This window comes from Methanoplanus sp. FWC-SCC4 (assembly GCF_032878975.1).
Taxonomy (GTDB): Archaea; Halobacteriota; Methanomicrobia; order Methanomicrobiales; family Methanomicrobiaceae; genus Methanochimaera; species Methanochimaera problematica.
On the sequence record NZ_CP043875.1, the window covers coordinates 2,299,425 to 2,312,530 of the forward strand.

At 45.7% G+C, this 13,106-nt stretch carries 12 protein-coding genes; 3 read left to right on the forward strand and 9 right to left on the reverse strand.

The window, feature by feature from the left end; genetic code table 11:
• Window positions 1-5: 5 nt before the first annotated feature.
• From nifU to pscS, 6 genes are all read right to left on the reverse strand, one after another.
• Window positions 6-419, reverse strand: a complete 414-nt coding sequence (gene nifU, locus F1737_RS11525) for a Fe-S cluster assembly scaffold protein NifU (RefSeq protein ID WP_317136723.1) — start codon at window positions 417-419, stop codon at window positions 6-8.
• A 54-nt stretch (window positions 420-473) separates the two neighbouring features.
• Window positions 474-1,655, reverse strand: a complete 1,182-nt coding sequence (nifS, locus tag F1737_RS11530; RefSeq protein ID WP_317136724.1) for a cysteine desulfurase NifS — start codon at window positions 1,653-1,655, stop codon at window positions 474-476.
• A gap of 177 nt (window positions 1,656-1,832) precedes the next feature.
• Window positions 1,833-2,324: a threonyl-tRNA synthetase editing domain-containing protein gene (locus F1737_RS11535; protein WP_317136725.1), complete on the reverse strand. Its 492-nt coding sequence runs from the start codon at window positions 2,322-2,324 to the stop codon at window positions 1,833-1,835.
• Window positions 2,325-2,327: 3 nt separating this feature from the next.
• On the reverse strand, window positions 2,328-3,800 hold the full coding sequence (gene metX / locus F1737_RS11540; protein WP_317136726.1) for a homoserine O-acetyltransferase MetX: 1,473 nt from the start codon (window positions 3,798-3,800) through the stop codon (window positions 2,328-2,330).
• A 2-nt stretch (window positions 3,801-3,802) separates the two neighbouring features.
• Window positions 3,803-5,080 (reverse strand): O-acetylhomoserine aminocarboxypropyltransferase/cysteine synthase family protein, encoded by a 1,278-nt coding sequence (locus tag F1737_RS11545; protein WP_317136727.1) that lies wholly within the window; start codon window positions 5,078-5,080, stop codon window positions 3,803-3,805.
• The gene (pscS, locus tag F1737_RS11550) at window positions 5,077-6,441 is read right to left on the reverse strand and encodes an O-phospho-L-seryl-tRNA:Cys-tRNA synthase (RefSeq protein ID WP_317136728.1); all 1,365 of its coding nucleotides are present in this window, start codon (window positions 6,439-6,441) and stop codon (window positions 5,077-5,079) included. Before pscS ends, F1737_RS11545 begins: the two co-directional genes overlap by 4 nt.
• 289 nt (window positions 6,442-6,730) lie before the next feature.
• On the opposite strand from pscS, the gene cls reads away from it, so the two are divergent.
• Window positions 6,731-8,227 (forward strand): cardiolipin synthase, encoded by a 1,497-nt coding sequence (gene cls / locus F1737_RS11555; RefSeq protein ID WP_317136729.1) that lies wholly within the window; start codon window positions 6,731-6,733, stop codon window positions 8,225-8,227.
• A gap of 54 nt (window positions 8,228-8,281) precedes the next feature.
• Here the strand turns inward: cls and F1737_RS11560 are convergent, their stop codons facing one another.
• A complete protein-coding gene (locus tag F1737_RS11560) occupies window positions 8,282-9,184 on the reverse strand; it encodes a PHP domain-containing protein (RefSeq protein ID WP_317136730.1) in 903 nt (300 codons plus the stop codon).
• 299 nt (window positions 9,185-9,483) lie between these two features.
• Between F1737_RS11560 and F1737_RS11565 the strand changes: the two genes are divergently transcribed.
• Window positions 9,484-9,621 carry a hypothetical protein gene (locus F1737_RS11565; protein ID WP_317136731.1) on the forward strand — a complete coding sequence of 46 codons (138 nt, stop codon included), beginning with the start codon at window positions 9,484-9,486 and terminating at the stop codon, window positions 9,619-9,621.
• Between the two features lie 119 nt (window positions 9,622-9,740).
• Here F1737_RS11565 and F1737_RS11570 read toward each other — a convergent pair whose 3' ends face one another.
• Together F1737_RS11570 and F1737_RS11575 are read right to left on the reverse strand one after the other, a co-directional pair.
• Window positions 9,741-10,355 carry a hypothetical protein gene (locus F1737_RS11570; RefSeq protein ID WP_317136732.1) on the reverse strand — a complete coding sequence of 205 codons (615 nt, stop codon included), beginning with the start codon at window positions 10,353-10,355 and terminating at the stop codon, window positions 9,741-9,743.
• 141 nt (window positions 10,356-10,496) lie between these two features.
• A complete protein-coding gene (locus tag F1737_RS11575) occupies window positions 10,497-12,587 on the reverse strand; it encodes a M3 family metallopeptidase (RefSeq protein ID WP_317136733.1) in 2,091 nt (696 codons plus the stop codon).
• Window positions 12,588-12,822: 235 nt separating this feature from the next.
• Here F1737_RS11575 and F1737_RS11580 point away from each other — a divergent pair, with 235 nt between their 5' ends.
• The gene (locus F1737_RS11580) at window positions 12,823-13,095 is read left to right on the forward strand and encodes an ACT domain-containing protein (protein ID WP_317136734.1); all 273 of its coding nucleotides are present in this window, start codon (window positions 12,823-12,825) and stop codon (window positions 13,093-13,095) included.
• Window positions 13,096-13,106: the final 11 nt, after the last annotated feature.

Genomic DNA, 13,106 nt, shown 5'->3' on the forward strand with positions numbered 1-13,106 from the left:
AATATTTAGTGATGGTGTCCCGTGCGGCCTGTCTCTTCCCAGGGTTCGAGGCCCTGCTTTGTCCTGTAATCATTGATTGCCTTGTGGATTGCATCCTCTGCAAGTACGGAGCAGTGCATTTTCTGCGGTGGAAGACCCTCAAGGGCATCTGCAACCGCCTTGTTTGAAAGCTCCCATGCCTCTTCAAGCGTTTTTCCCTTGATGAGCTCGGTTGCCATACTGCTTGATGCAACGGCAGCTCCGCATCCGAAGGTCTGAAACTTCACATCAGCGATTATGTTCTCCTTTACTTTGATGTAAATCTTCATGATATCGCCGCACTGCGGGTTTCCTTCCTCTCCGATGCCGTCGGCATCCTCAATTACTCCCATGTTTCTCGGGTTCTCAAAATGATCCATAACGGTCTCGCTGTAATCCATCTTTTTCACCTCTTTTTAAGTTTCATTTATTCATATCTTCGTTTCCGGGCGACTTTACCCCCTCAGTTCTGCCGGTGTCAGCGGTGACATGTTCCGGAGCCTCTGCACGATTTCCGGAATGATTCCAAGTACATAGTCCACATCATCTTCAGTGTTCTGGTCTCCGAGTGTAAGCCTTAAAGACCCGTGTACAATCTCTGCCGGAATTCCGCATGCTGTAAGGACGTGTGATGGTTCAAGGGATGCCGAATTGCAGGCACTTCCGGTCGATGCAGCTATCCCTTTTCTGTTCAGCATCAGGAGAATTGACTCCCCTTCGATGTATTCAAACACAATGTTGACGTTGTTTGGAAGTCTGTCTTCCGGGTGTCCGTTTAAGTGGCTTGCCGGGACTTTTAGCAGGTTTTCAATCAGCCTGTCCCTCATTGCCGAGATACGGCTGCTGCTCTCGTTCATTTCAGCGACTGCAAGCTCTATTGCAAGTCCGAGGCCGACGATGCCAGGAACATTTTCCGTTCCCGCACGTCTTCTTCTCTCCTGATCACCGCCGTGCATCAGTGGATCGATTTTAACCTTCCTTCCTATGTAGAGTGCCCCCGTTCCTTTCGGTCCGTAGAACTTGTGGCCCGACATGGAGAGCATGTCGATGTTCATCGCCTCGACATCTATTGGCACATGTCCGACTGCCTGGACTGCGTCCGTGTGAAACAGAACCCCTTTCTCCCTTGCAATTTTTCCGATCTCTGCGATTGGTTCAATTGTTCCGATCTCGTTGTTTGCAAACATTATTGTAATCAGAATTGTGTCATCCCTGATTGCAGCCTCAACATCCTTTGGATTTACAACGCCGTATCTGTCGACCGGAAGGTATGTAATCTCAAATCCCTGTTTTTCGAGCCACTCGCATGCCCTCGATACCGCGTGGTGCTCGATTGAGGAAGTGATTATGTGCTTTCCCTTCTCCTGATTTGCAAAGGCAGTCCCCTTGATTGCCCAGTTGTCAGACTCGGTTCCGCCGCTTGTGAAATAAATCTCCTTTGGTTTTGCGTTTATTGCCGATGCAACCTGTTCCCGTGCTTTTGTAACAGCTTCTTTTGAGGTCTTTGCAATATCGTAAAGTGATGAAGGGTTTCCGAAATGCTCTGTCATAAACTCTGTCATCACCGCTGCCACCTCAGGCCGTGTGGGTGTGGTAGCTGCATAATCCATGTAAACAATACGCTTATTCTCGTCCATTGTAAATTTTTCACTCCATGAAATATTTTTAAGGTTTTTTTATCCGATTCCTGACATACTATTGTGGTTGTTCTTTTCTGGTCATTGATCTGATAATAGCTTTCTTATGTGAATTGTTTCTCCCCTTTCTCATATCAGGATATTGAAAAAGTCACTGGTTCATTTTCCGGTGAAATTTCAGTCTTCGAGAAGATCCTCTTTTCTGACCGGACTTTTGCAGTACGGGCAGTGGTAGTCACAGTCGCGGCCTTCATATGGACATATTGTCATTGAGAGGTCTGCTAAAGGATGACCCTTGCTCTTCATCTCAAACTCCTTGTACCACCCGAAAGCAGCTCTCGAAACCTCAAGGCCGTTATTTTTTAGCGATTCTTCGAGTCCTTTCAGAATCATTATTGCCGTATCAGGCGATGCAAGACTGCTTGTAAGATGGGCGTACGGGTATATCATCACCCTCCTGCATCCGATTTTTAAAAGCCTTTTTTGGATATTTGCGGTTGCACTTTCCACAACCATTCCCGGGTTTATCTCATCCATCTTTTCGATGCATGACATCAGGACAACCCCGTCTGTCATCTCAGCCTCTTTCTCTGTCAGCTCTTCTGCAACCTTTGTCGGGCGTACTGCCGTGTATTTCATGTAGTCAACGTGAATTGAAACGATTCGCATTTGTCATCTTCCTATAAGTCTGCTGAGTCCTTCGCTTGTTATGATTCCGAGAATTTTTCCTGTCCTGTCTACAACAGGGAGGGCTGAGATTGAGTTTTTGCTCATTTTCTCAGCCGCTTTTTCTATCGGCTCCTCAGGGCCCGTGCAGATCACATCGCTTGTGATGATCTCTTCGAGCCTTTCAAGGCCGCAGGCAACCGCCTTTGCAATATCCCATGATGTAACGATGCCTGATATCCTTTCAGACGGGTCTGTCACGGGAAGGTGGTTGATCCTCTTTTTGATGAGTACTGCCGATGCCTCTTTGATTGTTGCCTTTTCACTGATTGTGATTGCAGGAGCGGACATTACGTCCTTTGAACATATCTGTGAGAGAAAACGGGCGATTATGTAGTTTAGCTGGCCGCCTTCAATTAAAAACGCGTCATGTCCGTAATGTGATCTGATCTCCGCATAATCCGCTTTTGCTCCGTTTTCGAGCAGTGCCGATACGATTTCCTTTGATTCAGAGGGCGGGTAAAGCCAGTCCGATGTTATTGCGATTACGAGAAATCTGGCCCTGACACCCGAAAGCCCCTCTGTGAGGGTTTTGTTTTTGGACAGATCAAAGAGGTCGACTGCCTTTGTTATGTAAAGGTAAGAGTTTGCATCAAATCTCTTTGTAAACGAACCTCCCTGATAGTCAAGGTAGCTTTCTACCTGGAAGTCGGGCAAGAGATCAGGTTCCGCCTTCTCTCCAAGAAGCGTCTCCCTCCCGAATTTATCAACCATCGATTCCGGGCTTAGGTATGTTGTATGTCCTATCATCCTTGCAAGCGAGAGCCCTTTTGCCGGAAAGGTTTCGCCGTAGTAACGGCCGCCTTTCCAGTCGGGGTCATCGGTTACAGCCTTTCTGCCAATTGCGTTGAAGGCTATCTGCTGGGGGCCCGGAGATGCTGTTGTCGCAATTGCTATCGCTTTTTTTACCATATCAGGGTACGATACGGCCCACTCGAGAACCTGCATTCCTCCCATCGAGCCTCCGGCAACTGCAAAGAGGCATTTTACGCCGATATGCTCAAGCAGAAGCTTTTGTGCCCTGACCATGTCTTTGATTGTTACGACCGGGAAGTCGGGCCCCCATTCTCTGCCGGTATTTTTGTTCAGCGATGAAGGGCCTGTTGAGCCGCTGCATCCTCCGAGGACATTTGAGGAGATTACGCAGAATTTGTCGGTGTCAAACGCCTTCCCCGGCCCGATTGCAATATCCCACCAGCCCGGTTTTTTGTCGCCATCATGCCATCCGGCGGCATGTGCGTCTGCCGTTAAGGGGTGGCATATGAGTACTGCATTGCTTTTGTCGGCGTTCATCTGCCCGTAGACTTCGTATGCAATCTCAATTCCGGGCAGAACCCTGCCGCCTTCGGTTACAAAATCCCCGGGTGATGAAAAAATTCCTTTTTTTATGCTCCCGACCGTTCCTTTCCTGTTTCCCATATTCAGACTCTTTTTAGTGCTTCGTTCAGGTCTTCAATCAGGTCGTCTTCGTCCTCGATTCCGATTGCCAGCCTTACGAAGTTGTCCAAAACTCCTGCCGCCCGTCTGTCCTTTAGAGAGAGCTGGGAATGGGTTGTTGATGCAGGGTGGACAATGAGGCTTTTTGTGTCACCAATGTTTGCGAGGTGTGAGAAAAGTTTCACTTCCTCGGTAAGCTTTGATGCCGGGACAATTCCGCCTTTGACTCCGGCACCGACAATCGGGCCGAATCCGCCTGTGAGATATTTCTTTGCGTTTTCATGTGAGGGGTGTGATGAGAGTCCGGGGTAGCATACCCACTCGATTTTGGGGTGATCCCTTAGAAACTCCGCCACCGCAAGGGCATTTTGAGAGTGCTTTTTTACCCTCAAAGGCAGTGTTTCAAGCCCTGTAAGGAGCATAAACGAGTTGAAGGGTGAGATGCACGGGCCCATATCTCTCATGAACTGAACCCTTGCCTTTACGATAAAGGCAGAGCTCCCGAACTGTTCGTGATACCTGATGCCGCCGTAACTCTCGTCAGGTTCTGTTATCTCCGGGAATTTTCCTGTATTCCAGTTGAAATTACCAGAATCCGTGATAACGCCGCCTATTGAGTTTCCGTGTCCCCCGATGTACTTCGTTGCGGAGTGGACAACGATGTCGGCGCCAAACTCTATGGGCCTTGTGAGTCCGACTCCGACCGTGTTGTCGACTATCAGCGGGATTTCGTTCTCGTGTGCGATTTTTGCGAGCCTTTCAAAGTCTGGGATGTCAAGGCCCGGGTTTCCTATTGCCTCGACAAAAATTCCCCTTGTCTTTTCCGTTATCTTCTCTTCAAACGCAGAAGGTTCGTTTGAGTCTGCAAAAGACACCGTTCTTCCGAGTTTTGGGAATGTCTGGCTGAAGAGTTCATGCGTTCCGCCGTAGAGCTTGTCGCCTGAGAGTATCTCATCTCCAAGGGATGTAAAGGTGAGAATGGCTGATGATATGGCCGACATCCCTGACGATGTTGCGAGCGATCCAACACCTCCCTCAATAGCGGCGATCCTCTCCTCGAAAACCGCCGTTGTCGGGTTGTTCAGCCGTGTGTATATGTTTCCTGTCTCCTTTAGCGCAAAGAGATTCTTTGCATGCTCGGAATTCTCAAAGACATATGCGGCCGTCTGGTAAATCGGGACGGTTCTTGACCCTGTTGAAGGGTCGGGCTTTGCACCTGCATGGACGCAGAGTGTTGAATGCCGGAATTTTTTGTCTGTCATTTTGCCACCTCAAGATTGTATTTTTCCGCAATTTCATCAAAGGAGTCTGCCAGATACCTGACTTTCTCCCATGAAAGTCCATATGTTGAAAGCTTCCACTGCTTTGTGGCACCGGGGAAGACCCCTGCGATACCGCGTTTTGACATCTCTGATGAAAAGTAAAAGCCTCTTTTTTTGTGGGTTTTAGAGACCGTATCAAAGCTGTCTGTTGTGTCAACCTTTGTTAAGGCGTGCTTTCTTGGGTATTCGGACAGGACCGTTGTTCCCTTTATCGCAAGCATCCTATCAAGCAGGAATGATATCTTTGTGATCTCGTCGTCCCAGTGTTTTGTCCTCTCAACCACATGTGGAAATGATGCCATCATGGTGAAGAGGGGTGCTCCCATCAGGGTACAGCCGAGCATCTCAACCTCCTTTATCCCGAACCGCCGGTTTGTGACATCACCTGTGATCTGTGTCGTCCTGAAGACCTCTTCCGCCCATTCGGAGGTTGCGGCAAGAACGCCTGAGGGTGCGGCTGATGCCATCGATTTGTGCCCTGATCCTACGACAAAGTCGGCTCCGATTTTTCTTCCGTCAACCGGCATCACACCAACCGAGTAGGCACCGTTGTAGAGGAGGGGGATGTCATACTGTTTTGCGACTTTGGCAATTCCGTATACATCGTGTTCGTTTGCATATGTGTAATCGAAGTGGTCGATCATCAGAAGTTTCGGGGTTTTGCCCTCCTTTCTGATCACCTCCTCGATTTTTTCAGCCGCACTGTCTGCCGTTATTATGTTGTTTTTGTCTGCCGGAATCTCCCTGATCTGCCCGTGTGAGTTTTCAACTGCGAGAAATTCTGTATAGTGAGAGAGTGACGTTGCTATTGCGATGTCGCCTTTTTCGATGAGTGTACTGGTGACTGCCTGAAATCCCCTTCTGGCGCCGGGGACAACCCTTGCCTCGTCCATTCCGAGAAATTCTGCAAGTTCTCTGTGGAATCCGGCTATGCAGGGTTTTTCGATCTTATCAAGCCTGAACGGCTTTCTGCACTGGTCGCAGGCGGAGTAGCCGTCGCCATAGGAGATTATTGCCTTTCTTGCATCGGCTGTGAGCCGCCCTGCCGCCTGGATAGGCTGTATGTTTATGTATGCCTCTTCGCGGTCGCGTATCGGGAGGCTGTTTCCGATTGCTCTTACCTTAGGCTGTCCGGTTCCCGATTCGATATCGGATATTGTTTTTTTCAGCTCTTCCGCAATTCTTTTGATCTCTTTTTCGCCGTCTGCGTCAGGGCCTGTCGGCAGCGACTCACGAAAGATCTCCCTTATGTCTTCAAGAGCAAAAAGAGCCTCATATGTTTTCTGTATCCTTAAATCCAACTTATCCTCTCCTCTTTCACTTTTCCGGCAGACATAAAATTCACAATTGTGAATTTTTACTACATATATAGTTCACAATTGTGAATTATATATTTTTCTCTTCTGTCCGAATGACTCCTGATAGTAATTTATCAGATAAAAAATGAATAGGGGGATGATTGGCATGACCAGTACAAAAATATGAAACCTGAGTGGACCAACTTCCGCGGAACCTGCCGGTTTAATCGCAAACTCTCTATATATTCTAAAACTTCAATATATTGTAAGAGTTCAGTGGCCGGGAATAATAATGTCAGGAATATTAAGTCTGATCTGGGAATTTTTGTTTCAGATAATAATTGTCGTAAATATCTGTTTTGCGCTCATAGTAGTATTTCTTGAGCGAAAAAATCCGTCTGCGACAGTCGCATGGCTTATGGCACTCATATTTCTTCCTGTTGTTGGTTTTGTCCTTTATCTTTTCGTTGGTCAGAGTTTTTACCGGGAGAGGATGTTTAAGGTCAAAAAGGAACAGGATCAGAAGTTCATAGCCTTTATTGAATCGCAGAAAAAAGATCTTTTTACAGATGAGCGGCCGATAAGCGGGACGCTTTCTGACTCATACAAGCGTATGGCGCTGATGCTGATGGAGAATAATCTGTCAGCGCTTACAATCAATAACGATGTCAAAGTCTATGTCGACGGAAACGAGAAGTTCGCGGCGCTTATTGAGGCAATAAAAGGTGCAAAGGATCACATCCACATGGAATATTATATCCTAAAGGATGATGAGATCGGACGCGAAGTTTTTGCGGCTCTGACAGAACGTGCAAAGGCAGGTGTTGAGGTAAGATTCCTTGGGGACGGTCTTGGGTGTGCAGGGCCAAAAAAGGCATTTTACAAACCTTTTCTTGATGCCGGGGGAAAGCTTGCATTTTTCTTCCCTTCACTTATCTCGATTCGCCATCCACGCCTGAATTATAGAAACCACAGGAAGATTGCGGTCATTGACGGTAAGACCGGCTTTATTGGCGGTTTTAATATAGGGGACGATTACCTGAGCCGGATTCCCGAGTGGGCTCCCTGGAGAGATACGGCTGTAAGAATTATCGGTGATTCTGTAATTTTAATGCAGATCAGATTCTTTCTGGACTGGAATTATGCAAACAGTGAAAATAGCGGTGAGCAGGTCGAGTTTTTGGAAAGATACTTCCCTAAATTAGAGGAAAGCGATGGAAAAGAGGGCACGGGCATAAGGTCTCTTCCTGTACAGATTGTTTCAGGAGGTCCTGATACCTACTGGAATCCGGTAAAAGAGTCGTACCTGAAGATGATTACGCTTGCAAAAGAGTCAGTATACATCCAGACCCCGTATTTTATCCCTGATATGAGTATTATTGACGCACTTCGTATGGCAGCGTTGTCAGGTATTGATGTAAAAATCATGATTCCTTCAAAACCGGATCACATGTTTGTTTACTGGGCGGGATATTCGTTTATCGAGCAGCTCTTTGATGCCGGGGTTAAGGCATATACCTATACCGACGGGTTCATTCACGCAAAAACGATTGTTGTCGACGGGGAAGTGGCATCGGTCGGCAGTGCAAACTGGGATGTGAGAAGTTTCAGGCTGAACTTTGAGACAAACGCGGTCATGTACGACAGCGGGGTTGCAGAAGAGCTAAAAAGTTATTTTATAAGGGATCTTGACGACTGTGAGGAGCTGACTCCTGAGAGAATCAGGAATCTTCCGGCGATTATCAGGGTTAAATTGTCAATATCAAGGTTGTTTTCACCGCTGTTGTGAGAATCGGATCGACCGGACTATCTATAAAAATAATAATTTTAACAAAAAACGGATTTATTTTTTCGGGGAGTGTCTGATTCTGCCTGCGGCTGATCTGATATTTTCTTTTCCTGCTTTGCAGTGTGCGGTTAGAAATGTCTTTGTGAACGGAACAAAACTCCATGCGATGACACCGGCCGTTGCACCTTTGTATGCAGGGTTTCCGGAGTGTCCGATTACTATATTTTCGCGTTTTTTGACTGCATTTAGGTGTTCTTCAACACTTCCTGCGAATGTGCCTGTGAGTACATCACCGATACTGCCAGTTACATGTGCATCCGAACCGCCCGTAAACGGGATATTATGGTTTTTTGCATACAGGATTGATTTGTTGTTGAGCCCTCTCATCATTCCCCCGCATATTGCTTCTATTCCGTCAAGGTGCTCCATAACTCCGGGGAGTTTACCGTTTTTGACGCATTTTAAAACACCCCTGTCGATCCCGTAATAACCGAAAGGATGAGCGGCAACTCTTAAACAGTCATAGTTTTCCGCAAGTGTGAGACAGTCTATTACGGGGAGGTTTTTTGTCATTGTCCTGGATAATTTCCGGCGTTCTTTTTTGAAGTCTTCAAAATAACTTTCAAGATCACCGGTTGTATAGAAGTACATAAGGAGGTGTGGCCCTTCCTTTGTTTCAAGTTCAGTTCCGGGGATAATTATTAGATCTTCACGGGCACTTTTTGGCTGTTCCTTTAGAAGTTCGTATGCTTTTAAAACACCGCTGATCTCATTATGATCTGTGATTGCAATGCTGATCTGCATCTTTTTAGCGTACTTCAAAAGATCGGGTATTTTTGTTAGTCCGTCTGAATGGCGGGTGTGAAGGTGCATGTCAGTGAGGGTATAGCCTTCGCTTCTAAGGGAGGGGATGTCTGGTTTTTGGCAGAGGATTGTTTCAAACGGTGTTTTTTGCATTGCTGTCCCGGTGACTTTTTGGATTTTATTGGAATTTTATTGAATTTTATTAGATTTTATTGGAATTTTTTGACAGGTCCGGCAACTGTATTCCGGATTTATGCTTAATTGATTATTTGGGGTGTTTACCATTTTTAGTTATGGTAAGTGATAAAATGATAAAAAGACGGACAAAAGAATGCTTCATAATATGGGCTAAATTTGGAAAATTGTTTCAGAATTATGAAACAGTTTCAGTGAAGTTTAATCTTTTTTCTCCTTTAATTCTAATTTACATGCTTAAAGGGAGGTGAAAATCTATGGGAAGAAGTGCAAATGATGACAGGTCAGATTCAATGAACCCAAACAACGATGCATATCATGCAGCGATGGACAATCATGCTGATCAGTTAAACCCCAACAATGAAAGATACGAGGGGGATAAGGATGATGATTGAAATTATCACAACTTTTTTTGAAAAATCCAATATCGTAATTTGAAAAAAAAACGGGGGGAGGAGACAGGGATATTTAAAATCCCTATTTTAAAAATACACTCTGAAATAAGGTTTCTGTTTTAGGGTTTCATGGATGAATTCTTTCCCTGTTCCACTTTTTCCCCGGATTCATCCTCCCCCCATCCAACAATCCTGAAGAAAATCCCTGCAAGAGCTACATCGAGTATGAATGCACCGGCATAGACAATACCGTTTGAAAGAGGTGTGTGCCAGTAGATCTCAGGCATCATTGAAAGACCGGATTTGACAAGGATGAACGGGAGAAAAAACCCGGCAGCCGAGACAATGATGTGGCAGAGAAGAAGGCGGGAAAAACGCGGCTCATTGTCTGCAATCTGTTGGGAACTTCCGGAAAACCGGCCGGAGAAACGACCCTTAAAAAGACCGGGAAGAATGAACGGCGGAACAAGCACTGCCACAGGGACTGTAAACATAAGTGCCGCCGTAAGAAGCGTCGGTGCATCAAGCGGCATCAGCCGGAGAAAGCCGAATATAAGGACAAGAATTATTATACCTGTGCGGAGAACGGGATTTTTGATTCTTTTCAGGACTGCATAGGTAATAGCGAGAACAACCGCACCAATCAGGCAGGCGACGACCCCCATGAATATCACTATAAAAATAAAGCCTTCAACATTGGTCATACCGGTTCCTGATTTAAATGATTGGTCCATTCCGCCTTATAGCTTCGTGTCGGATTTCTTCCGTTTTTCAGAAAAAAAAGTGTATTGAGCCTGTTTGGGCAATATGATATTTTATTTTTTGAAAACCTGCCTGATGATTATTTCCGGATCTGATACCTCTGATTTGGGAATTCATGCCTCTGCAACATCAATCCCCATTACTTTGTATAGTGCCTCCGGGCCCGGCTCTTTTCCGAGGAAGTTTTCAAGCAGGACACTGCCGTCCTCCATGTTCCCTTTTGAGAGGATCTCGTTCCTCAATCTCATTCCTGTTGTCCGGTTGAGCATCCCGTCCTTTTTGAACTCATCCACAATATTAAACGCATTGGCTTCGGACCAGAGATATCCGTAATATGCAGCATCATAACTGCCGTCCATCATATAATCGAATCTTGCCGGCTGTCTGGTCGTATCGTGCATGCCGGTCATCTCCTCATTGGTTTTTGACCATATCTCTGTTGCATTTACCCGGCCACGGGCTGTGTGAAAACGCATATCCTCAAGAGAATAAATCAGCTGTACGCTGTAAAAATAGGAAGGGTCTCCGAAATGGTCTTCAATAATAATGTCACACAGTTCTGCGGGGATCTTTTTCGAGGTGTTTTTGTAGTGGCCGGAGAGTGATTCAAGCACCTGCGGGTCCCATACCCATTCCTCAAGGGTCATAGAGGGGAGCTCACTAAAGTCAAAATCCACATTCGCACCGGAGAGAATTCCGTAAGGCACTTCTGTCAAAATGCCATGCATGGCATGTCCGGTCTCATGGAAAAGCGTCTCCATTTCAACTGGTGATAAGAGTGAAGGCTTATCCCCTGCGGGCGGTCTTAGATTATCGACAATTACCACAACCGGCGTTGTGTATGTACCGTTTTTTATCCTCCCGTTTATGATTCCTGAAGTATAAGTGTACCTGACTTTTCCTTCTCTTTTATATAAATCCAGATACAGGTATCCGATTGTCTTATTGTCCGTCATGTTGCTGACTTCAAACAGACGAACATCAGGTGACCAGACCGAAGGATTTGAAACCTCCTCAAAGCTGACTCCGAAAAGGGCCGAGCAGGTGTCAAAAAGTCCTGAAAGGACTCTTTCCATCGGGAAATACTCCCTGACCTCTTCTTTGTCATAGTCGTAATCCTGTTTTCTTATTTTCTCCCTTAGATAATATACATCCCAGGGATTAACTGACGTTGCCTTTGGATCAAGAGTCTTTTTGACAGCAAGAAGTTCTTCGAGCTCTGCAGTTGTCTTATTCTGAAGAGGTGCTTTGAGGGTATTTAGAAATGTCATGACCCCTGCACTGTCTTTTGCCATGCTGTTGTTATCCAGCTTGTAATCGGCCCATGTTAAAAATCCTGCCTCCTCTGCAATACTGCGGCGGAGATCAAGGGCCTCCTCAAGAACCGGAATGTTTTCATCTGCCTGCACGTTAAAAAAAGTCTGGTACATTTTTTTGCGGGTTTCTTCATTTTCCGCACTAATGATTACCGAAAAGAGGTTTGGGTATGTCATTGTGACGGTATAGTTGCCTGATTCGGTTTCGGAGAATCCTGACAGCACTTCCGCCGACAATCCGGAAAGATCAGCGGCGGTAAACTCAAGGGTGGTGTTGTCGTTGTTTAAGTTGAGGATATATTCTGATTCAAGTTTTACCAGCCTGTTGTTCATCCCACGGAGTTTTGAACGACGTTCGTCAGAGAGCCCAAGTCCTGATTTTTCAAATTTACTTAATATTTTATTGTAAAGGCGTGATTCCTGTCCTGTACGGGGATTTTGTCCTTTGAGTGCATCATAGAGATCAGGGCGTGTCATAACATCATTTAAGAAGATTTTGTATGATTCATCCGCTGATTGTCCCTCTGCTGCAATTTCAGGGTCCGGATGTAAATCCCGCATCAGGGTAAGGGGAAATATGGCATTTTCATGATCAGAAACCGTCTCCTCAAAGGCAAGAACAGTATTGTCAAAGTTTCTCTCCTCCGGTAAAATTGCTGCAATTTGATTAAAAGATTCGTTTGCATCGGCCTGTGCCTTTCCGGCAAGGCGGGTTATTTCACCGTGTGAGTATTCTGTCTGTATAGGTCCGGTGGTGCTTGTAACAACCGGTATATCGGACTCTGCCGGAGAGCTCTGAATGCATCCTGCTGACATTACAAGAATGAAAGCGATGATGAGTGTACTAAAGACCCGGCAAAAACGGGTCAGGGAATCGTTGTCAGGCATTGATAATCAGCTGTTTTTTAATTTTGCATGATGTCTGATAAATGGTATGATATGTTCCACCTGACCGGAGGTTTTTTTGTTAATCTGAATATTATGGTGAAAAATGTATGGGCAGGTGCTTTATTACAGGAAGTTCATTATATGAGTTCATCCAGTCTTTTTGGATTTTAAAAATTGATTGTAAAGTGGAATTAATCTTCAAAGAAAACCAATATAATATAAGGATAAGAGAGCCATGAAAAAAACCATAATTACTGTTGTTGGAAAGGATACAGTCGGGATTATCGCAAAGGTCTGCACATATCTCGCAGACAATCAGGTTAATGTCGAGGACATCTCCCAGACCATCGTGCAGGGCTACTTCAACATGATGATGATTGTCGACACCGGCAAATCCTCAAAGCCTTTTGGAGAGATGGTGACCGAATTAGAGAATCTGGGCGATGAAATCGGTGTAAAAATCAGATGCCAGCATGAAGATATTTTTACAAAAATGCACCGTATCTGAGAGGAATTTTA

Bases quoted from the DNA above. Each gene is read 5' to 3' on its own strand.
- nifU (WP_317136723.1), bottom strand. From the start codon at position 419: ATGGATTACAGCGAGACCGTTATGGATCATTTTGAGAACCCGAGAAAC.
- nifS (WP_317136724.1), bottom strand. From the start codon at position 1,655: ATGGACGAGAATAAGCGTATTGTTTACATGGATTATGCAGCTACCACA.
- F1737_RS11535 (WP_317136725.1), bottom strand. From the start codon at position 2,324: ATGCGAATCGTTTCAATTCACGTTGACTACATGAAATACACGGCAGTA.
- metX (WP_317136726.1), bottom strand. From the start codon at position 3,800: ATGGGAAACAGGAAAGGAACGGTCGGGAGCATAAAAAAAGGAATTTTT.
- F1737_RS11545 (WP_317136727.1), bottom strand. From the start codon at position 5,080: ATGACAGACAAAAAATTCCGGCATTCAACACTCTGCGTCCATGCAGGT.
- cls (WP_317136729.1), top strand. From the start codon at position 6,731: ATGTCAGGAATATTAAGTCTGATCTGGGAATTTTTGTTTCAGATAATA.
- F1737_RS11560 (WP_317136730.1), bottom strand. From the start codon at position 9,184: ATGCAAAAAACACCGTTTGAAACAATCCTCTGCCAAAAACCAGACATC.
- F1737_RS11565 (WP_317136731.1), top strand. From the start codon at position 9,484: ATGGGAAGAAGTGCAAATGATGACAGGTCAGATTCAATGAACCCAAAC.
- F1737_RS11570 (WP_317136732.1), bottom strand. From the start codon at position 10,355: ATGGACCAATCATTTAAATCAGGAACCGGTATGACCAATGTTGAAGGC.
- F1737_RS11575 (WP_317136733.1), bottom strand. From the start codon at position 12,587: ATGCCTGACAACGATTCCCTGACCCGTTTTTGCCGGGTCTTTAGTACA.
- F1737_RS11580 (WP_317136734.1), top strand. From the start codon at position 12,823: ATGAAAAAAACCATAATTACTGTTGTTGGAAAGGATACAGTCGGGATT.